General features: G+C 33.8%; 18 protein-coding genes. 5 read left to right on the forward strand and 13 right to left on the reverse strand.

The features are described 5' to 3' along the window. Window positions 1–3: 3 nt before the first annotated feature. On the reverse strand, window positions 4–798 hold the full coding sequence (locus tag AAFU52_RS17580) for a sugar-binding protein (RefSeq protein ID WP_024771016.1): 795 nt from the start codon (window positions 796–798) through the stop codon (window positions 4–6). Between the two features lie 275 nt (window positions 799–1,073). Continuing rightward, window positions 1,074–1,973 (reverse strand): MBL fold metallo-hydrolase, encoded by a 900-nt coding sequence (locus AAFU52_RS17585; protein ID WP_438422877.1) that lies wholly within the window; start codon window positions 1,971–1,973, stop codon window positions 1,074–1,076. A 178-nt stretch (window positions 1,974–2,151) separates the two neighbouring features. Here AAFU52_RS17585 and AAFU52_RS17590 point away from each other — a divergent pair, with 178 nt between their 5' ends. From AAFU52_RS17590 to AAFU52_RS17605, 4 genes are all read left to right on the forward strand, one after another. Beyond that, window positions 2,152–2,607 (forward strand): OsmC family protein, encoded by a 456-nt coding sequence (locus AAFU52_RS17590; protein ID WP_438422878.1) that lies wholly within the window; start codon window positions 2,152–2,154, stop codon window positions 2,605–2,607. Window positions 2,608–2,615: 8 nt separating this feature from the next. Then, complete coding sequence (locus AAFU52_RS17595; RefSeq protein WP_024771019.1) at window positions 2,616–3,008, forward strand: hypothetical protein; 393 nt, start codon at window positions 2,616–2,618, stop codon at window positions 3,006–3,008. Window positions 3,009–3,019: 11 nt separating this feature from the next. After that, on the forward strand, window positions 3,020–3,490 hold the full coding sequence (locus AAFU52_RS17600; protein ID WP_024771020.1) for a DinB family protein: 471 nt from the start codon (window positions 3,020–3,022) through the stop codon (window positions 3,488–3,490). Window positions 3,491–3,587: 97 nt separating this feature from the next. Continuing rightward, window positions 3,588–4,277: an ArsR/SmtB family transcription factor gene (locus AAFU52_RS17605; protein ID WP_024771021.1), complete on the forward strand. Its 690-nt coding sequence runs from the start codon at window positions 3,588–3,590 to the stop codon at window positions 4,275–4,277. Window positions 4,278–4,361: 84 nt separating this feature from the next. Here AAFU52_RS17605 and AAFU52_RS17610 read toward each other — a convergent pair whose 3' ends face one another. The 8 genes from AAFU52_RS17610 to AAFU52_RS17645 all read right to left on the reverse strand — a co-directional run bounded on the left by AAFU52_RS17610 (window position 4,362) and on the right by AAFU52_RS17645 (window position 18,323). Further along, the gene (locus AAFU52_RS17610) at window positions 4,362–6,173 is read right to left on the reverse strand and encodes an acyl-CoA dehydrogenase family protein (RefSeq protein ID WP_024771022.1); all 1,812 of its coding nucleotides are present in this window, start codon (window positions 6,171–6,173) and stop codon (window positions 4,362–4,364) included. 78 nt (window positions 6,174–6,251) lie between these two features. Further along, window positions 6,252–7,442, reverse strand: a complete 1,191-nt coding sequence (locus tag AAFU52_RS17615) for an acetyl-CoA C-acyltransferase (protein WP_024771023.1) — start codon at window positions 7,440–7,442, stop codon at window positions 6,252–6,254. Between the two features lie 12 nt (window positions 7,443–7,454). Further along, window positions 7,455–9,860 (reverse strand): 3-hydroxyacyl-CoA dehydrogenase/enoyl-CoA hydratase family protein, encoded by a 2,406-nt coding sequence (locus AAFU52_RS17620; protein ID WP_024771024.1) that lies wholly within the window; start codon window positions 9,858–9,860, stop codon window positions 7,455–7,457. Window positions 9,861–9,877: 17 nt separating this feature from the next. Next, entirely contained in the window at window positions 9,878–10,333 is a 456-nt protein-coding gene (locus AAFU52_RS17625) for a MarR family winged helix-turn-helix transcriptional regulator (protein WP_024771025.1), read from the reverse strand. Between the two features lie 195 nt (window positions 10,334–10,528). After that, window positions 10,529–12,301, reverse strand: coding sequence for an AMP-dependent synthetase/ligase (locus tag AAFU52_RS17630; RefSeq protein WP_024771026.1), 1,773 nt, complete (start codon window positions 12,299–12,301; stop codon window positions 10,529–10,531). 333 nt (window positions 12,302–12,634) lie between these two features. Then, entirely contained in the window at window positions 12,635–13,192 is a 558-nt protein-coding gene (locus AAFU52_RS17635; protein WP_438422880.1) for an isochorismatase family protein, read from the reverse strand. Further along, on the reverse strand, window positions 13,189–16,863 hold the full coding sequence (purL, locus tag AAFU52_RS17640) for a phosphoribosylformylglycinamidine synthase (RefSeq protein ID WP_438422881.1): 3,675 nt from the start codon (window positions 16,861–16,863) through the stop codon (window positions 13,189–13,191). The genes AAFU52_RS17635 and purL overlap by 4 nt, the downstream gene beginning before the upstream one ends. 251 nt (window positions 16,864–17,114) lie before the next feature. Then, complete coding sequence (locus AAFU52_RS17645; RefSeq protein ID WP_024771029.1) at window positions 17,115–18,323, reverse strand: RsmB/NOP family class I SAM-dependent RNA methyltransferase; 1,209 nt, start codon at window positions 18,321–18,323, stop codon at window positions 17,115–17,117. 84 nt (window positions 18,324–18,407) lie between these two features. Between AAFU52_RS17645 and AAFU52_RS17650 the strand changes: the two genes are divergently transcribed. After that, window positions 18,408–19,472 (forward strand): WD40/YVTN/BNR-like repeat-containing protein, encoded by a 1,065-nt coding sequence (locus tag AAFU52_RS17650; RefSeq protein WP_438422882.1) that lies wholly within the window; start codon window positions 18,408–18,410, stop codon window positions 19,470–19,472. A gap of 49 nt (window positions 19,473–19,521) precedes the next feature. Here AAFU52_RS17650 and AAFU52_RS17655 read toward each other — a convergent pair whose 3' ends face one another. The 3 genes from AAFU52_RS17655 to AAFU52_RS17665 form a co-directional block, all read right to left on the reverse strand. Beyond that, window positions 19,522–19,968, reverse strand: a complete 447-nt coding sequence (locus tag AAFU52_RS17655; RefSeq protein WP_438422883.1) for a sensor of ECF-type sigma factor — start codon at window positions 19,966–19,968, stop codon at window positions 19,522–19,524. A gap of 108 nt (window positions 19,969–20,076) precedes the next feature. Further along, complete coding sequence (locus AAFU52_RS17660) at window positions 20,077–20,601, reverse strand: hypothetical protein (RefSeq protein WP_024771032.1); 525 nt, start codon at window positions 20,599–20,601, stop codon at window positions 20,077–20,079. 31 nt (window positions 20,602–20,632) lie between these two features. After that, the gene (locus AAFU52_RS17665) at window positions 20,633–21,181 is read right to left on the reverse strand and encodes an RNA polymerase sigma factor (protein ID WP_438422884.1); all 549 of its coding nucleotides are present in this window, start codon (window positions 21,179–21,181) and stop codon (window positions 20,633–20,635) included. Window positions 21,182–21,901: the final 720 nt, after the last annotated feature.

A 21,901-nucleotide genomic window follows, 5' to 3' on the forward strand; every position in this document is an offset into this window, starting at 1 on the left:
ACATTATTCTTCTAAAATGATTGTGCCAAAAATATCGGCATTAATCCACCCCAGATTTTTTTCTTCTCCTGGGATAAAAACAGAACCAATAAAATTTTCTCTTTCCTTACTACCATCATTATCATTATAAGCAATAGCAAAACCTAATTTCTGATCCTTTTTTAAAATCATTGGGTCATTAACTTTTCCTTCTGTATAAGTATTGTCATATACAATGATCTCAAACTCCCATACCGATACATCGCCATTAGTAATTCGTTTAGAGCTAACATGACTATTGTATAGTAATGGTTTTTTTTGTTCATCCAGATCAACAACATTTCCGTCTAATGCTACATGATATGCGAATGCATTATTAGAATATTGATGATCACCACCAGAGTTATCCGCATCAATAAAAATCTCCACACAGTCATCATCCCACCATAAACTTAGAGGGTCTTTATTTTGATCATATAAAACATCATCTTTGATTTCGACTAATACATATAGAGCTTCTGGGGTCCAAACCACTTTATACCTTCCAAAAAAATCATTAAAGGTATAAGGTGCTCCCAGCCACCTTTGATCAAAACCATACCAAATAGCTTCTTTCCAAATAGGATCATTCATCTTGCCATCTAGCTTAGGAACAATTACTGCTTTTTTTACTTTTCTGATTTGATGATCAACTTTAACTTTCTGTTTTAGTAAATCTTTTTGATCTACGATTGCCAATTCATCTTTAGTCGAGTTGGGAAGGTTTTTTTTACAGCTTAGTATAAATAATAAAATGAATAATAAAAGTATTCTTTTCATAATGACATTTAGTGACATAATCATGATAAATGTAGTGAACAAAATTTAAAAATTAGTTGTAGCATATAAATAAGTAATAATCAATTGTATTTCTAACAGTAGATTACTGGATAACCGGAAATAGATATTTTATGTTCACATGATATTAAAAAGTGTATTAAATTGAGTTTTGATACTAATAATAAAAGGAACTCTTGGTTATTAATGTTTTGGAAGAAAAAATTTGGAATATCCTGTATGAATAACCATAGATTTTTTTGTCTATGTAAAGCTTACTATAACTGAAAAATAATTATTTCCATCCCACTATAATTATAACGTATTGCATTATATCCCCATAAAGTGGTAGCCGAAGATTGACAATTGTTACTTTCGATACATATTAAGAAGTCCTTAAGAGTTTGTAGTTTGTTAAAAGTAATTTTAGGAGCACCATGAGCACCATAAAGAGTGTAATCAGAATCTAAAATAGAAATGAGATGATCAATACTTTCTCTATATACACCAAGGTCATTGTTGTTAAATAAAAATAAAGCACCATTATATAAATAATCTCCTAAAAAGGCAATTTTATTGGTCTTGTCAATAATTGCTGTAGATTCTATAGTATGGCCAGGAATATTAACTAATTGTATAATTCTGTTACCTAGGTCTATATCTTTATTAACAGGGAGCCATTCGTTTATTTGTATTTGAGATGGATGTTCTCCTATAAACAGATCTCCGGTAGTAAAAGAAAATATATTATCCCCTGTGATACGTTCTTTTAAAAATGGCAAATCCGGAAAGACAATGTTTTCAAATTCTGATATATTTTGATTGTGGTCAAAATGAAAATGAGAGAGTAAAAGAGAAACCGGCAAATTGGTTAACTGATCTGTGATATGCTTAATTTTAGATCCATTTTCAGGTTCATTTTCACCAGAACCAGTATCATACATTATAGCTTTATTGTCTCCGATTAATAAATAACTCACATTGGCCTGAGAACTTTTAGGCTCTTTAATGATATAAGTTTTATTTTTTAAATAGTCTACATCATACCAATTTGATGTTATTGTAACTCCTTCATTTTCAGTTTCAATGATGGGGTCTTCTGCAGTGTTGTTATTATCTGTACAAGCAACTAATACTATGTAAAAGATGATCGTTGTAATCCGTGTTGTTGTTTTCATGTTTTAATCATATTAGTAGTATGCTTTGCTAAAGATACAATAAGAAAATATTTTCTTTTAAAACAGACGATATACATGTCTTTTGAGTAACATGTTAGAATTTCATACTTCATTCTAGAATGAAATAAAAAAAATAAAGCTGTTTTACTTTTGTGAAATACAAAAAGGAACAGGTAAAATGAAACATTCGGCGAGGGTATTTTGGAAGAAAAATCAACATGAAGCATTTATGGATGGAAAATATAGCAGGGCACATACCTGGTATTTTGATGGGGGAGCAGAGATTTTGGCTTCTTCTTCTCCAGAGGTGGTTCCCACTCCAATGTCTGATGCATCTGCGGTGGATCCTGAAGAAGCATTTTTGACATCTGTTTCGAGTTGTCATATGTTGTTTTTTCTTTCTATCGCTTCAAAGAAAAAATATGTTGTAGAGAGTTATGAGGATCATCCTGTAGGGGAACTAAACGAAATAAAAGGAAAAAAAGCAATTACTACGATTGCATTATGCCCTAAGGTAATTTTTAAAGGAAACCAGCCTTCAATAAAAAATATAGAGCAGATGCATAATCTAGCACATTCTAATTGCTTTATCGCGAACTCTATTATAGCAAATATTCAAATTAAAATAATATAAAATCAAGTATGAGAAATTTGACAATTAGATTAGATAATAAACCAGGAGCTTTAGCAGAAATGGGAGAAATTTTGGGAAACGTAGGAGTAAGCCTTGAAGGAGGAGGTGTTTTTGTACATAACAATATTGGAATGGCTAATTTTTTGGTAGCCGATGCCGAAAAAGGAAAGAAAGCATTAGAATCTTATGGGGTTGAAGTGTTTGCGATCAATAAAGTACTTATTCAAAAATTAAATCAGGAAGTACCCGGACAGTTAGGTAAAATTTGCCGTTTAATGGAAAAAAATAATATAAACATAATAACACAATATAGTGATCATGATAATCAGTTAATATTAGTTGTAGATGATTATGAAAAAGGCAAAGTTATTTCAGAGAATTGGAGTAGAGGAATATATTAAAAAGATGCATGATGAATTCGATAGAAATTATTTTATTAAACTGTACAGAGACAAGGAGACGAAGTATTAAACTTTGGAAAGGAATACCAGAAGAATATTTTGATTGGAAACCAGATAAAAATGCGTTCTCAATTATCGAAATGATTAGACATGTATTAGAAACCGAGCATTTATTTCATAAGATAATTGACAATAGAGGAAACCTGGGAGATTACCATTCACCATGGCAAGGAATGAAGTATGTGGACCTGGAGTTTGAACTTGAGATAGCAATGAGCTATAGAAAGAATTTTCTTGATATGATAGAGGGGTTAACAGAGACAGATCTTGAAAACATAAGGATAGAAAGAACAGAAGTAGGACAGAGCAAAAAACTTGGTGATTATCTAAATAGAATTGTGTTTCATGAAGCAGTACATATGGGACAAATGCTCGATTATTTAAGAACACTTGAAGTAAAAAGACCTAAAATATGGGATTGAAAATGATCATATCGGTTATATTATAGTAAATTCATGGCGCAAATGGTATTACATTAGTTTTGTGTATTGAAATCGGATAATATTGTGATAATAGTTAATGGAAGAGTTTGAAAATAAATTTGCTCAGATCGCCTCTTTATTAGGAGATAAATCTCGATCTGTAATGCTATGGTGTTTGTTAGATGGTAGAGCATATACAGCTCTTGAGCTGTCGATATGTGCAAATATTTCTGCGCAATCAGCAAGTAATCATTTAAAAAAATTAATTCAGGCTAATATATTACTGGTAGAAAAACAAGGAAGACATCGGTATTATAGGTATGCTACCTCTGAAGTCGCTCAAGTTATTGAATCTATGGCAGGATTAGTATCCATTACCGATGAATATACTAGGATTAAACAACCAGAACTTAATGGTATAACATATGCCAGAACTTGTTATGATCATTTAGCAGGGAAAATTGGTGTAAAAATCACAGATGCCTTGCTTGATAAAGGCATGGTAGAAATTGTAGAACGAACTTATAAAGTTACGTCTGCAGGAGAGAGTTGGTTTCAAAATGTTGGTATTGATATCGATGATATAATGCTGCAGAAACGATCTTTTGCTCACCCGTGTTTGGATTGGAGTGAGCGTAGACATCATTTGGCAGGTGCACTTGGTGCTTCTTTTCTTACTATGATGTTACAAAATGATTGGATACGAAGGAAGAAAGATTCAAGAGAGGTTTTGGTAACAGGGAAAGGAAAATTAGAATTGAAAACAAGGTTGAATTTGGAAATATAAAAACCGCCTTCTAATTATTTAAAAGGCGGTTTCTTATGATAAATTAAACACATCACAATGTTTTGTGTTCTTTTATTCTATTGATTAACCAATAAAATACCCGTTTTCTTTGGCGATTTTATCAGCAATTTTGGTTCTTAAAGCAACTACATTAGGCTGATTAGCATATTTAGTAAAACGCTTAAGTCCCATTAACATCATTCGTTGTTCATCTCCTTCTGCAAAAGAAACTATTCCTTCTTTTCCTTTTCTAATAATAATATCTACGGCATTGTATAAATATAATTGAGACATTGCTATTTGAGTTTCCTGAGCATCTTCACCAAAACGTTTTGCATTTTTCTCGGTACGTAAGATTGCAGATTCTGCCATGTAAATTTCAATTAAAATATCTGAAGCAGCTAGTAATAATTGTTGATGATCCTCAAGTTGTGGGCCAAATTTTTGCACTGCAGCTCCTGCAACCATCAAAAATACTTTCTTAAGCTTAGCAATGATTTCTTTTTCTTCAGAAAACAATATTGAATAATCCGGAGTATCAAAAGATGGAATACCTGTAAGTTCATCTGCAACTTTCATTGCAGGGCCAAGAAGATCTACATGACCTTTCATTGCTTTCTTTACTAACATTCCTACGGCAAGCATTCGATTAATCTCATTGGTACCTTCGTAGATTCTAGAAATACGAGCATCTCTCCATGCAGATTCCATTGGTGTATCTGCAGAGAATCCCATACCTCCAAAAATCTGCACACCTTCATCTGTACAACTTTGTACATCCTCAGAAACGGCAACTTTAAGAATAGAGCACTCAATTGCGTATTCTTCAACACCCTTAAGTTCTGCTTCCTGATGTGTGTTCCCTTCCGCTTGACGGATAGCAATTCTATCTTCGATATTTTTTGCAGCTCTGTAACTAGCAGATTCATCGGCATATGTATTGGTAGCCATTTCTGCAATTTTAGCTTTAATAGCACCAAAGTTCATAATAGGTGTTTTGAACTGGATACGTTCATTAGCATATTTAGTAGCTTCACCAATCACACGACGTTGTGCATCAAGACAGGCAGCAGCAAGTTTAATACGCCCTACATTTAATGCATTCATTGCAATTTTAAACCCATTACCTCTTTCTGATAACATGTTTTCTACCGGTACTTTGGTATCGCTAAAGAATACCTGGCGAGTAGAAGATGAATGAATACCTAACTTCTTTTCTTCATCACCTAGAGAAATCCCATTGGATGGATCGTTTTCTACAATAAATCCTGTAATATTTTTATCATCTTCAATACGGGCAAAAACAATAAATAAACTACAGAAACCGGCATTAGATATCCACATTTTCTGACCAGAAATCGAGTAATGTGTTCCATCTTCAGAAAGTACGGCTTTTGTTTTACCAGAATTGGCATCTGACCCTGCACCTGGTTCTGTTAAGCAGTATGCTCCAAACCACTCACCAGTAGCAAGCTTAGGGACATATTTTTTCTTTTGCTCTTCATTACCATACAAGGTGATTGGCATGGTGCCAATACCAGTATGAGCTCCAAAAGCAGTACTAAATGATCCAGTAGCTCCAGAGATATAATCACAAACTAACATTGTAGATACGAATCCCATTCCTAAACCATCATATGCTTCTGGTACAGAAACTCCTAAAAGTCCAAGTTCACCAGCTTTACGCATACACTCTTCTGTATATGCATAGTCTTTACTTTCGAATCGCTCCCAATGAGCCCATAGCTCACGATCTACAAATTCTCTAGCGCTATCACGCATCATTCTTTGCTCCTCAGAAAAATCTTCTGGAGTAAATACATCTTCACATTTAGTTTCTTTAACAAGGAATTGTCCTCCTCTAAGAATATCTTTATTTATAGTTTTATCACTCATTTTTTTAGTAAGGTTTTAGTCGTTAGTATTGAGGCTGATTAAAATGTAATTTTTAACACTTAGATCTCAATTCTAATTTTAGTTTAAAAATTCATAAATACCAGCAGCACCTTGTCCTGTACCTACACACATAGTTACCATTCCGTATTTACCTTTCATATCACGTTTACGCATTTCGTCGAATAATTGAACCGAAAGTTTTGCTCCTGTACATCCTAGTGGATGTCCTAATGCAATTGCTCCTCCATTAACATTTACGATATCCTGATTGAGACCTAATTCTCTCATTACTGCAAGAGATTGAGAAGCAAAAGCTTCATTAAGTTCTATAAGTTCTATATCGTCTTGTTTTAATCCCGCTTGTTTTAAAGCTTTTGGAATAGCTTTTACTGGGCCAATACCCATGATTCTTGGTTCTACACCTGCAGCAGCATAATTAACAAGTCTTGCAATAGGCTCAAGATTTAGTTCTTTAACCATCTCTTCGCTCATTACCATCACAAAAGCGGCGCCATCACTCATTTGCGAAGAATTACCAGCAGTTACACTTCCTCCAGCTTCGAATACCGGTCTAAGTTTACCTAGTACTTCTTTACTGGTTCCGGCACGAGGCCCTTCATCCTTAGATACAGTATATGATTTTGTGGCCTTTTTTCCATTTTCATCAACATAAATTTGTTCGACATTAATAGGAACAATTTGATCCTGAAAACGCTTTTCTGCTTGCGCTTTTAAGGCTTTCACATGAGAGTTGTAGGCAAATTCATCTTGATCTTCTCGAGATACTTTGAATTGGTGAGCAACTGCCTCTGCAGTATTTCCCATTCCCCAATAATAATCTTCATGCCCTGATTTGGCTAAATCATAATTAAGTTCTGTTTTATAACCTGTCATGGGAACTGAACTCATGCTTTCTGCTCCACCGGCAATAATACAATCTGCCATTCCAGATTGTATTTTGGCTGTTGCAATACCAATGGTTTCTATTCCTGATGAACAAAATCTATTTACTGTTACTCCGGGAACATCAACAGAATTTAACCCCATTAATGAGATTAAACGTGCCATATTTAATCCTTGAGACCCTTCGGGCATGGCATTACCAACAATTACGTCGTCGATACGTGCTTTGTCAAGGTTAGGAAGCTCTTTCATCATATGTGCTATGGTTTCGGCTGCCAATTCATCTGTTCTTTTAAACCTGAACACCCCGCGAGGAGCTTTTCCTACGGCTGTTCTATATGCTTTTACTATATATGCTGTTTTCATTATTTTCTTTTTCTAGTTTCTTAGAGGTTTTCCTTTCTTAAGCATATGCTCGATACGTTCAAGAGTTTTACGTTCTGTACAAAGTGACAAGAAAGCTTCACGTTCCAGATCCAATAAGTATTGTTCTGTAACCAATGTTGGTTCAGATAAATCTCCACCAGCCATTACATATCCTAGCTTATTAGCTATTTTATGATCATGCTCAGAAATATATTTACTAGCTTCCATAGAGTCGGTTCCAACCAAGAACATACCTAATGCTTGTTTACCTAGTACCTTAATATCTTTTCGAAGAGGTGGTTGTGTGTATCCTTGTTCTGCCATCAATTTAGCATGTGCTTTTGCTGTAGCGATTTGGCGATCTTTATTTACAACAACGATATCTTTTCCTTTTTGAAGTATATTAGTATCATACGCTTCATAAGCAGAAGTTGATACTTTGGCCATACCTATAGTTAGGAAATGTTCTTGTAGCACATTAAGTTCTACATCATTTTTCTTAAAAGTATCAGAAGCTCTTAGTGCCATTTCTTTGGATCCACCACCACCGGGGATAACACCAACACCAAATTCTACAAGTCCTATATATGTTTCTGCAGCAGCAATTACTTTATCGGCATGCATAGAAAGTTCACATCCACCACCAAGTGCCATACCATGAGGAGCAGCAATTGTTGGGATTGCAGAATAACGCATACGCATCATAGAATCCTGGAAATATTTAATTGCCATATTAAGCTCGTCATATTCTTGCTCAACAGCCATCATAAATATCATTCCGATATTTGCACCTACAGAGAAGTTTGCTGCTTGATTACCAACAACCAATCCCTGAAAATCTTTTTCAGCAATATCGATAGCTTTGTTTAATCCGGCTAGAACATCACCACCAATGGTGTTCATCTTACTCTGGAACTCTACATTTAGAATTCCATCACCAAGATCTTCTACTACGACTCCGCTATTTTTAAATACTTCTGAAGATTTACGGATATTATCCAGAATGATAAATGCATCTTGTCCTGGTACTTTTACTTGTTCTTTTTTAGGAATATCGTAAAAAAATGTAGCTCCGTTATTTACAGTATAAAAAGAAGTACTTCCTGAGGCGATCATATCATTTATCCAATCAGCAGGTTCATACCCTTCTGCACGCATCATTTCGATTCCTTTTTCTACTCCAATAGCATCCCAGATCTGAAAAGGACCATGTTCCCATCCAAAACCGGCTTTCATTGCATCATCGATTTTATATAAATCGTCTGTAATTTCAGGAATACGATTGGAAACATATGCGAATAACGCGGATAAATTTTTACGATAAAATTCTCCTGCTTTATCTTTTCCAGATACTAATACTTTAAAACGATCAACTACTTTATCTATAGTTTTTGTCATTTCAAGAGTGGCAAAAGAGGCTCTTTTCTTAGCTCTGTATTCTAAAGTTTCTAAATCTAAAGACAGGATTTCTCTTTTTCCATCTGCACCAACATTCTTTTTATAGAATCCTTGTCCGGTTTTACTTCCCAACCATTTGTTATCCATCATAGTACCGATGAAATCCGGAAGTTTAAATAATTCGTGACGTTCGTCATCCTGACAATTGTCGGCAATACCATTAGCTACATGAACCAAAGTATCTAAACCAACGACATCGACTGTACGAAAAGTTGCAGATTTTGGACGGCCAATTACAGGACCAGTAAGTTTATCTACTTCTTCTATGGTTAATCCCATTTCTTTTACCATGTGGAATAAACTCATGATACTAAAGATCCCGATTCTATTACCAATAAATGCGGGGGTGTCTTTTGCTATTACAGAAGTTTTTCCTAAATATTGTTCTCCATATCCGTTAAGGAAATCCAAAACTTCCTGAGATGTATTTGGGCCAGGAATAATTTCGAATAATTTAAGATAACGGGCAGGGTTAAAGAAATGTGTTCCACAGAAATGCTTCTGAAAATCTTCACTTCTTCCTTCATTCATAAAATGAATAGGAATACCAGAAGTATTAGAAGTAATTAATGTACCTGGTGTTCTGTGTTTTTCAAGATTTTCAAAAACTATTTTTTTAATATCTAATCTTTCTACAACAACTTCTATAATCCAATCTACATCTGCAACTTTTGCGATATCATCTTCCAGGTTTCCTGTAGTGATACGATTTGCAAATTTTTGATGGTATATAGGAGAAGGTTTAGATTTAAGAGCAGCGGTAAGTGAATCATTTACTAATCGATTACGGACCACTTTGTTTTCAAGAGTAAGGCCTTTCGCTTTTTCTTTATCGTTAAGTTCTCGAGGGACTATATCTAATAATAGTACTTCGACACCAATATTAGCGAAATGACATGCAATACCGGATCCCATGATTCCTGAGCCGATAACTGCAACTTTTTTAATGATTCTTTTCATTTTTTAACTTCGAGTTGTTAAGGTTTTACAGATTCTTGTTTTGAGTAAATTTTTTTAGATGATATCAGATCATTTATGGTTTGAAACACCTCTAAGAAAATGTCTAACTTTTCTTGTGGGACATGTTTTCTTACCATGGTATCAAAAGTAAAAACGACTTCTTTCGAGAAATTTCTCATTTCTACGCCAAATGGAGTAAGGTAGATCAATACACCACGTCCATCCTGAGGATTTTTCTTTCTGAAAATCAATCCTTTTTCTTCCATGGTTTTCAAAGTGCGTGATAAACTTGTAGCTTCCATTCCCATTTTGGGACCTAGTGAAGTAGAAGGTGTACCGCTTTCTGGGTCTATGCTTAGTAATGCAAATCCAGTAGCCATCGTACTTCCTTTTTTGCTGGCTTCTTCATTATACATCTTAGCAACCGCCATCCAGGTGGCTCTAAGTGCATAATCGATTGTCTTTTCTCTCATTCAAAAAAATTGTTATGAATGTAAAGGTAAGGAAATTTATTATGCGTGCATAATAAATAAAGTAAAAAATTGAGAAAAGTTGATGTAATGTACACTTTTTTGCTGAATTAATAAAAAAACTCCCCATAAAATGAGGAGTTTACTGATTAACAGTTAAAGCTTACATGCATTTTGCGTTGCAATCAGTTAATTGAATTAGCCATAAATTTTAGAATAAAGATCTTTGTATTTTTCTTTTATTATTTTCCTTTTTAATTTCATAGTAGGAGTGAGGTGACCCGCATCAATACTCCATTCATCTGATGTAAGTTCGAATCGTTTCACACGTTCCCATTTTCCGAACTTTTTATTATGCTCGTCGACTTCTTCCTGGTAACGATCAATAATTGATTGATTTTTAAGAGCTTCTTGCATAGAGTCACCCATTTGTATGCCTTTACGCTCTGCCCATTCTTTTAGAAACTCGAAATTGGGTTGTATAAATGCTGCCGGCATTTTTTCTCCTTCTCCGATTACCATTATTTGCTCAATAAAACGGGATTGTTTCATGGCATTTTCTATTAATTGCGGAGCGACATATTTACCACCAGAAGTTTTAAACATTTCTTTTTTACGATCGGTAATACGCAAAAACCCATCATTATCGATTTCACCAATATCTCCGGTATGGAAATACCCGTCTTTTAATACCTCTTTAGTTTTTTCTTCATCTTTATAATAGCCTAACATTACTTGAGGACCTTTTACCAAAATTTCACCATCTTCTGCTATTTTCACTTCAGTTTCAGGGATCATTCTTCCTACAGAGCCTATTTTCATTCCTCTGTTTCCTGTTTCATTTACAGAGATTACAGGAGACGTTTCTGTAAGACCATATCCTTCCATAACTCCCATCCCTGCCGCATTAAATATTCGTGCAAGTCTTGGCTGTAGTGCAGCACTACCAGAAGCAATTAATTTTAAATTACCTCCCAGAGCTTCCTGCCATTTACTGAAAATAAGTTTTCGGGCGAGACCTAATTTTTTCTCATACCACCAGCCATTTGCTCCATAAGGTTCGTATTTTAATCCCAGATCTACTGCCCAAAAGAATAATTTCTTTTTAATCCCTGTAAGATCAGCTCCTTTGGCAATAATTTTGTCATATACTTTTTCTAGTAACCTTGGTACTGCAGTCATAACCTCGGGTCTAATTTCCTTTAGGTTATCACTAATAGTTTCTAAAGATTCTGCAAAATATATGCTCACACCACGGTATTGATATAAATACATTAACATTCTTTCATAAATGTGGCATACGGGAAGAAAACTTAAGGCTTTTGTTTCTCCATCTACAATAGGGAATCTGGAAGAACTATTTATCGAATTGCTTACTACATTTTTATGACTTAACATCACACCTTTAGGCCTTCCTGTTGTTCCTGAAGTATATATTAAAGTTGCAAGATCATCTTCTTTTACAGAAGCCATGATTTCCTCTACTTCTGATTGATTGCTATCGTCTTTACCTAATTCAAGAACTTCATCCCAATTTTTACAACCTGAAATATCATTATAAGAATATACTTCTTTTAATGAAGGTACATTTGCCTTAATGTTTTTAACTTTTTGAAATACTTCTTCGTCTGAAACAAAACAATATGCTGCTTCAGAATGATTTAAAACATATTCGTAATCTTCTTGAGAAATTGTTGGGTAAATGGGAACATCTTGTGCACCAATTTGAAGAACACCAATGTCGGTTATATTCCATTCTGTTCTGTTATTAGAAGATATAATTGCTATTTTGTCATTAGGTTTTACTCCTAACCGTAATAAACCACGGCTAATTTGATTTGCTTTCTCTACATATTCTTTAGTAGAAGTTGCAATCCATTCACCATTATATTTAGTTATTAAAGCCTTGTCTAAATTAAAGTTTTTTAATTGATAATGTGGGAAATCAAATAATCTCGTAATTTTCGTCATAAGTTGTTTTAAAATAATTTTTGTAGCATTCTAAAGCTCCTTTCAGATGGTTATTTTTAAAAATAATTGGGTGATTAATTTACGTATAAACAAATTAGATTACACCACTATTTAAGAACTTAAAAGAACTACTATGCGCGCATAGTTTTGCAAATTATAAAAAATCTTATAATACACAACTCTAAGATATAAAAAAAAGGTGCTGTAAATTGTTAACTCTTTAATATTTTATCGTTTTTAATAAAATATCTGCCATTTATAGATTCAAAAATAGCTTTATAACATATAAATAGGATAATCTCTTAACAAATTGAGGGATGTATTCTATACCTATTAATGACTTGTTAGATTGTTTTTTATCTGCTCAAAGTTTTTTACATCTATTTTTCCTTTGGTAGGAATCATATTTTGCCACACCCAATTGTAATGCTCAATTACTTTTTCAGCTTTTAAGTGTGGCCTGTCTCCTGTGGTATGACCATCTTCTACTACAGTCATGTTATAGTCCTTTGTTAAAGCTGACTGGACAGTTGATTCTACACAAAAATCAGTTGCACAACCTGTAATAAATAACTCATCAATATTTAAATCGTTTAGCTTTGATTGTAACTTTGATTTATAAAATATATCATTTGCGTACTTATCTATAAAAACGTCTGTTGATTTTATCTTTAAGTCATCTAGTAACTCCCATTCTGTTGTATTTGGTACAAATTCATTTGTTTTTGTACCATCATGTTGAATAAAAAATACTGAAAAATCAGAAGCTCTAAATAGTTGTGCAAGCGTATTGATTCTATTTACAACTCCTTTTGCATCAAAGCGTGGAGTTTTTGGAGTAAAAGAACCCTTTTGCATGTCAATTATTAAGAGTGCTTTTCTGTTTTTCATTCAGAAGCGTTTTTCTCTAACCATTTTCTGGCGTTTACAAAGGCTTCGATCCATGGGGATACTTCATCATGTCTATCTTGCGGATAGTTGGCCCAGTTCCATTGAAAAATTGAACGCTCAATATGAGGCATCATTACCAAATGGCGACCAGTTTTATCTGTCATCATAGCTGTGTTGTAATTTGATCCATTAGGGTTAGAAGGGTATCCTTCGTATCCATATTTTGCTACAATGTTATATTGATCTTCTGGTAACGGTAGGTCAAACTTTCCTTCACCATGAGAAATCCATACTCCCAGTGTACTTCCTGCCAAAGTAGATAGCATTACAGAATTGTTATCCTGTACTTTTACAGAAGTGAAACCACTCTCATGCTTATGAGAATCATTGTAGGTTAGTTTACCGTGTTTTTCATGTTCTGGATTAATAACTTCTAGCTCCATAAACAACTGGCAACCGTTACAGATACCTACAGATAGAGTGTCTCCTCTTTTAAAGAATTTTTTTAAAGCTGTATTTGCTTTTTCGTTATACAAAAAGGCACCTGCCCATCCTTTTGCAGATCCTAAAACGTCACTATTAGAGAAACCTCCTACGGCTCCAATAAACTGAATATCTTCTAATGTTTCTCGACCAGATATCAAATCGGTCATATGTACATCTTTTACATCAAAACCTGCCAGATACATGGCATTGGCCATTTCTCGTTCAGAATTACTTCCTTTTTCACGTATGATAGCTGCTTTTGGTCTTTTAAGCTTATCAGAAATGACTGGTCGTTTACCATCAAAGTGTTTTGGAAAAGAATAATGTAATGGTTGATCTGTATAATTTTTAAATCGATCTTTTGCTAAATCATTTGCGGTTTGTTTCTGATCTAATAAGAAAGAAGTTTTATACCATGTATTTCTTAATTCTTCTATAGGAAGATCAAAGGAGTCATTTTGATTTTTAATTGATAAAGAAGCTTCTTCTTTTATGGTACCGATATTGAAAAACTCAATGTTGTTTTTAGAAAGAATAGACTCGATATCTGAGTTTGAAGCACTCTGAAAAACAATCCCTGAGTTTTCTGCAAACAATAACTTAATTGAGTCAGATTCTCCAATTTTGGTAAGATCAAGCTCTGCTCCAAGATTAAGGTCTGCAAAACACAACTCTAATAATGTAGTGATCAAACCTCCTGAAGCTATATCATGACCTGCTACAATTTTATCTTCTCTAATTAAATCTTGAATCACGTTAAAGGTGTTCTTAAAATCAGCAGCGTCCTTAATATTTGGTGCTTCAGAACCAATTTTATTTAACATTTGTGCAAAAGAAGAACCTCCAAGCTGATGTTTATCATTAGAAAGATTAATATAATAGATATCACCACCATTTTTTTGTAAAACGGGTTCAACAATTTTGGTGATATCATTACAATGTGCAGCTGCAGATATCACTACGGTTCCGGGAGCAATAACTTCTTCATTTGGGTATTTTTGCTTCATAGATAGTGAATCTTTACCCGTAGGTACATTGATTCCTAAATCAATAGCAAAATCTGAAATTGCTTTTACAGCTCTATATAACCTGGCATCTTCTCCTTCATTTTTACAAGGCCACATCCAGTTTGCGGATAATGAAACGGAGTGTAATCCCTCATTTAGCGGTGCCCATATCATATTAGTCAATGCTTCGGCAATCGAATTTTTACTGCCCGCTTCTGGGTTAATCAAGCCTGAGATAGGAGAATGCCCAATACTAGTTGCAATACCTTCTTTACCATTATAATCAAGAGCCATTACTCCACAATTATTTAGAGGTAATTGTAATGGTCCAACACATTGTTGTTTAGCAACTTTTCCTCCTACGCATCGATCTACTTTATTGGTTAACCAATCTTTACAGGCAACAGCTTCTAGTTGTAGTACCTGTTCGAGATAGTTTTGAAAATTTTCTTTGTTATATGAAATGTTTTCATAATTACGCTCAATGGTTTTATCATTCATTATAGTCTTAGGAGAACTGCCAAACATATCTTCTAATGCCAGATCCATTGGTGTGTCTCCTTTGGTCTTGGATTGAAAGGTAAAACGGTGATCTCCGGTAACATCTCCTACTTCATACATGGGTGAGCGTTCGCGCTCTGCAATACGTTGCAGTGTATCTATATTTTTTTGCCCGATAACTAATCCCATACGTTCCTGGGATTCGTTACCGATAATTTCTTTTGCCGATAAAGTTGGGTCTCCTACAGGTAGTTTATCCAGATCAATTTTTCCTCCGGTTTCTTCTACTAGCTCAGAAAGACAGTTAAGATGGCCTCCTGCACCATGATCGTGTATGGATACAATTGTATTTTCTTCATTTTCTACCATACCTCTAATTGCATTAGAGGCACGTTTTTGCATTTCTGGATTAGAGCGTTGTATCGCATTTAATTCGATACCGCTGCTAAATTCTCCTGTATCTGCAGAAGATACAGCAGCACCTCCCATACCAATTCGATAATTTTCTCCTCCCAGGATTACAATTTTATCTCCTTTTTCTGGAGTAGCTTTGATAGCTTGTTCGGCTTTACCATATCCAATCCCACCTGCCTGCATAATTACTTTGTCGAAACCAAGTTTACGGGCATTTTCTTCGTGCTCAAAAGTGAGCACAGATCCTGTGATTAGAGGCTGGCCAAATTTATTCCCAAAATCAGAAGCTCCGTTAGAAGCTTTTATCAGAATATCCATTGGAGTTTGGTATAGCCAATCTCTTTCTGTCATAGCTTTCTCCCATGGACGGTTATTTTCTAATCGTGAATATGAGGTCATATATACTGCTGTCCCGGCAAGAGGCAAGGAGCCTTTTCCGCCGGCAAGGCGATCTCTGATTTCTCCTCCAGATCCTGTAGCAGCTCCATTAAATGGTTCTACTGTGGTCGGAAAATTATGTGTTTCCGCTTTAAGCGAAATCACACTGTTAAATTCGGTTTCCTGATAAAAATCAGGCTTATCGGCAGTTTTTGGAGCAAACTGAGTAACTCTTGGTCCTTTTATAAAAGCTACATTATCTTTATAAGCAGAAACAATATCGTTTGGATTTATCTTTGATGTCTTTTTAATTAACTTAAAAAGCGATGTAGGTTGTTCTTCTCCATCAATCACAAAGGTCCCATTAAATATTTTATGACGACAATGCTCAGAATTTACTTGCGAAAATCCAAAAACTTCTGAGTCCGTAAGTTGCCGTCCTATTTTTTTGCTAACTCCTTCGAGGTATTCAATCTCTTCGTTATTAAGAGCTAAACCTTCGGCGATATTATAAGCAGCAATATCATCAATTTCTATGATCGATTCTGGCTTTATATCAATAGTATAGATATCCTGATTTAATAGATCATACTTTTGAGAAAGCATAGGGTCAAAATCAATGTAATCTTTTGTAACGGCCTGAAATTCTTCTATTCTAATAATTCCTTCTATACCCATATTCTGAGTGATCTCTACGGCATTGGTACTCCATGGAGTAATCATTGCGGCACGAGGACCAACAAAAAAAGCGTCAATAGACGCCACAGATAGTTGAGGTTGGTTGCCAAATAACCAGGTTAATTTTTTGATGGTTGAAGGAGAGATTTCATTGTTTGTTTGAACTGCAAATACTTTCTCGTTTTGGTTTCCGAAGAAATGGATCATACTTCGATTATTTGTGTTGATTTTTATTAAGCTGCAAATTTACTACTTTCTTACTAAAATTTGGTATAAAACTAAGATAGAATCCCAGAGTTATTCACTGAATTTTGAACAATAGAAAAGAGATAAAATGTAATAACCGAATTTCGTAATACTACAGTATTGATGTTTCTATAGTTTTTAGAAGGCTTTACATCTTTGCAAGAGTGAAATTTTTATATAAGTGTATACATATTATTGTATACAGATACTTTTTATTTTCTTTCTAGTAGGGCCATATAAAACCCATCATATCCTGATTTATGTGAAAGTACTTTCTTGTCTTTGATCAAGGTGAAATCATTTCCGATTTCTTTAGAAAGGAAACTTTTTACCTGATCTTGATTTTCTGATGGTAAAATAGAGCAGGTAGCATATACTAATTTTCCTCCAGATTTTACCATTTTAGAATAATTCTCAAGTATTTCGGCTTGTGTATGCTTGATTTTATCTAAAAATTCTGGTTGTAATTTCCATTTGGCATCTGGGTTTCGTCGTAAAACACCCAAACCACTACATGGGGCATCGATAAGAACACGATCTGCTTTGCCATATAATTTTTTGATGTCTTTTGTGCTTTCTATGACTCGGGTTTCGATATTATGGGCACCATCTCTACGAGCTCTTCTTTTAAGCTCTTTTAGTTTATTACCATAAATATCCATAGCGATAACCTGTCCTTTATTTTGCATCAAGGCAGCCAAATGAAGGCTTTTACCGCCTGCACCTGCACAAGTATCTACAACACGTTGCCCAGGTTGTACTTCTAGAAAATCAGCTACCAATTGAGAAGAAGCATCTTGTACTTCAAATAATCCGTTTTTGAATGCTTCTGTGGTAAACACATTGGTTCTTTCGACAAGCTTAAGCGCATCTGGATATCCTTTAATAAATTCGGTATCGATGTTTTCGTCTTCCAGTAGACTTCTAAGTTTTTCTCTTGATGTTTTTAAGGTATTTGCACGAAGAATTACAGGAGCCTGCTCATTAAGTGCAGTAATTTCTTTATCCCACAGCTTACCTAGTTCTTGTTCTCCCAATTGATCCATCCAATCGGGGATAGACTCTTTAAATTTTCTTATTTTGCTTAATTCATCAAAACGTCCTTTGATACGACGGGTAGGCGTAGGGCCAATTTGTTTCCAATCGGGCAAAGAAATCCCTCTTAGAGTAGCCCAAACAGCGAAAACTCTCCATAAGTTATCTCTGGAGAAAGGTTCTTTTACTTCGGCTATTTCGGTATATAAGCGTTTCCATCTTACGATTTCGTATACGGTCTCTGCAACAAAACTACGATCACGTGATCCCCATCTTTTATCTCGTTTCAGTAATTTCTGAACCACTTTATCTGCATAGCTTCCTTCATTAAATATTTCATGTAATCCATCTATAACAGCAAAGACAAGATTTCTATGTAAACGCATTGTATTATTTTTTAAGGTGTGCAAAGGTAGACCTTTGTGATGAAATACTATTATATTTGGCTATAATTATTGATATCAGAACCTATGAAATTAATCTGCACCTTATTATTTGTTTTGACTTTTGTTTTTTGTACTACAGAAGAGAAAGTAGTTACTCATAATTTTTCTAAAGTTGAAATAGAAGTTATTTTAAAAGATTCTATAAGTATACGAGCTTTAGATATATACAATGATACTTTGATTGGTTTTGGATTTAATAAAGGGTACGGGTTTATGAACCTTACAACAAAAAAGAAGACTATTATCGAGTTTTTGGAGAGTGATACTATAGAAAAAAAGGAAAACTGGATTGCAGAACAACGCGCTGTTAGTTTTAACGATAATTCGTTCTTTAGTCTGGGGGTGAGTTCTCCTGCAAGATTAAGAAAAATAGATAGAGAGAGTAAAGAAGAAAAAATAGTATATACCGAAATGCATAAAAAGGTATTTTATGATGCAATTGCGTTTTGGAATGCTAAAGAAGGAATTGCCATGGGAGATCCTACGGATACTTGTTTGTCGATAATTATTACAAGAGATGGTGGAGAAACCTGGAAAAAAGTTTCTTGTAATGATCTACCTGAGACTTTTGTTGGAGAAGCAGCATTTGCTGCTAGTAATGGAAACATTGCAATTGTAGGCGATAAGACGTGGATAGCGACAGGAGGGATGAAGTCCAGGGTGTTTTACTCTCCTGATAAAGGAAAAACATGGGAGGTTTTTGATACTCCGATCATTCAAGGAAAAGAAACCACAGGAGCGTATTCTGTTGATTTTTATGACGAGAATAATGGAATCATTTTTGGAGGAGATTATACAGCTCCAAAAAGTAACGAGGCAAATAAAGCGATTACAAAAGACGGAGGAAAAACCTGGAATTTGGTGTCAGATGGAAGTGGAGCAGGGTATAAGAGCTGTATACGATATATACCTAATGGTGGTGGTAAAGAAATGGTAGCTGTTGGATTTACGGGAATATCAATTTCTAATGATCTTGGAAGAAGTTGGAAAGAGCTAAGTAAAGAAGGTTTTTATACAGTAAGATTTATAAATGATAGTACTGCAATAGCAGCAGGTAAAGGAAGAATTGCTAAACTGGTTTTTAAATAAAAAAAAGAGGCTTATTATAACCTCTTTTTCTGTTTTTATTACAACGGCATTAATGCCTTTTTCTTCGTTCTTTAATTCTTGCCAGCATACGTTTATGAAAATCGGCTTCTGCTTTTATGAGTTTTAGAATCTTCTTATTTGGTATGGCCTTCTTTAAATCGACGATTAATTTTTTTCGGGACTGTGATTTCTGTTCTTCAATCTCTAGAAAGCTGTTTATAGCATCTTCAGCTTGCTTATCACTTAAACCAGTAGGGTTATCGTTGGCTTCTTTTATACTTTTAATTAATTTACGTTCTTGACGTCTAAGTTTTCCAACGGTCTCTTCATGTGCATTATAAACAGGCCAGAATTGCTGTGCTTCTTTACTGGTTAAATCTAATTTTTCAGTAATATATGCAATTTTAAATGCCTTTATTTTTTCTCTTGACCCGTGTTGAGCAAAAGCACCTATATAAAAACAGGCAAAGCAAATAAGTAAAACTATCTTTTTCATGTGTATGTTTTATTGTTTTAGAGGTCACATGTAATCTTTGACGATTAAAAGAATTATAGATTGATGTTTTAATAATTATTTTAATCGAGTCGGTTTCATGTGTATGTTTTATTCTGTAAATATAATTTCATCATCTAAGTCCTCTTCAGATAAATATTCTAATAAAGTTTCATCATCGATTAATTCTTTTTCGAATGTTTCCGAATATGTAATATCATCATCTAATAGAGCTGCTATTTCTGTAGTACTAAGTTCAATATCTTCTTCGGTAAAATAAGCATGTATATCGGCAACTTCGATAGAGTTAAAATTTAATTCTGATTCTTTAGGTATGGATATAGATATAATAATAGCAATCATTGCTGCAATACCAGAGAGATATAAAATATTTTTCCTGGTTCGTAATGAGATAAGTTTCCCTTTGGGTTTATCATCATCAATTTTTTGCAATATATTACCTTCTAAAGTAGTAAAATAGTCTTCGGGGATTTTAAAACCCGAATCCATTTTGGAACTCAGTTGGTTATCTTTATCAGAAGCTATTTTTTCAAAAAGTTTACTTTCGAAACTTTCAAAATAACCTTCTGGTACTTTAAAACCGTCATTGTTTTTATGTGATTTATCTTTTTTCACTGGTAGTATGACTTTTTTATTTTAAAATGGTTTAATCTTTTTTTAAAAATTCTTCAATTTTTTTTGAAGCTAAATGATACGAAGCTTTTAATGCTCCTTCACTGGTCTCCAGAATTTCTGACATCTCACGATATTTTAGTTCCTGAAAATATTTCATATTAAAGACCTGTTGTTGTTTTTGTGGCAAAGTAGCTATAGCCTTTTGCAACATTAGTTGTATCTGATCTCCTTCATAATAAACATCAGCTTCGAGGTTCTGAATTAATTGTAAACTTAACTCTTCATTACTAATATTATATTTTTTTGCTTTTTGATTTAGAAAAGTAATAGACTCATTTGTGGCTATACGATATAACCAAGAGTATAATTTACTATCTCCTTTAAACTTTTTTATATTCTTATACACTTTAATAAACACATTTTGTAGTATATCATCTGTATCGTAATGATTTTTTACCATATTTCTGATATGCCAATAAAGGCGCTGTTGATATATAGCAACAAGCTTACCAAAAGCGGTATTTATATCCTCGTCTGATTGTAAGGCAATAAGTAGGTCTTGTTCTTCCTGAGTGTTCAAAGGTAAAATTAGTTTTATCGAAATGATCAATTATTTGATCTTGGTACTACTATATGACTAATGTACATAAAAAAGGTTTAATCATGTTTCAAATAATATTTTGTAGGAATTTTGTAGGATTAAATGTTAAATCTAATGATTATTTACTTTTTTTATAGACAAAATGCACTTTTTGTTTGGTTAATTGAAAATAAATACTATCTTTACAGTGTAATAATGATTGAGTTCTTTCATTTCCCCCAAGATGAAAGTTTTTTATAAAAGTGAGTTTTAATTTTAGAGTAAGCCCCTAAATTAAGATGATTTGTGTGAAGAGAAAGAGTGCGAAAGCACTCTTTTTTATGTTTAATACTTTTTGTTAGGCATTATTTTGAAATATCCATATTTGTAAGTAAAAGACTACATGTTATAATATTTATTTATTTTTTAGAAGCTAAAACACACAATTATTAGATAAAGTACATTTTTTATTTGGTGGATTAAAAATAAATGCTATCTTTACAGTGTAATAATGATTGAGTTCTTTCATTCCCCCCAAGATGAAAGTTTTTATAAAAGTGAGTTTTAATTTTAGAGTAAGCCCCTAAATTAAGATGATTTGTGTGAAGAGAAAGAGTGCGAAAGCACTCTTTTTTATGCTTAATACTTTTGTTAGGTGCTGTTCTTGAATATTAACATTTGTAAGTTAAAGACTACAAATTGTAATATTTATTTAATTTT

The organism is Aquimarina macrocephali (assembly GCF_051627225.1).
In the GTDB taxonomy this organism is placed as follows: domain Bacteria; phylum Bacteroidota; class Bacteroidia; order Flavobacteriales; family Flavobacteriaceae; genus Aquimarina; species Aquimarina macrocephali.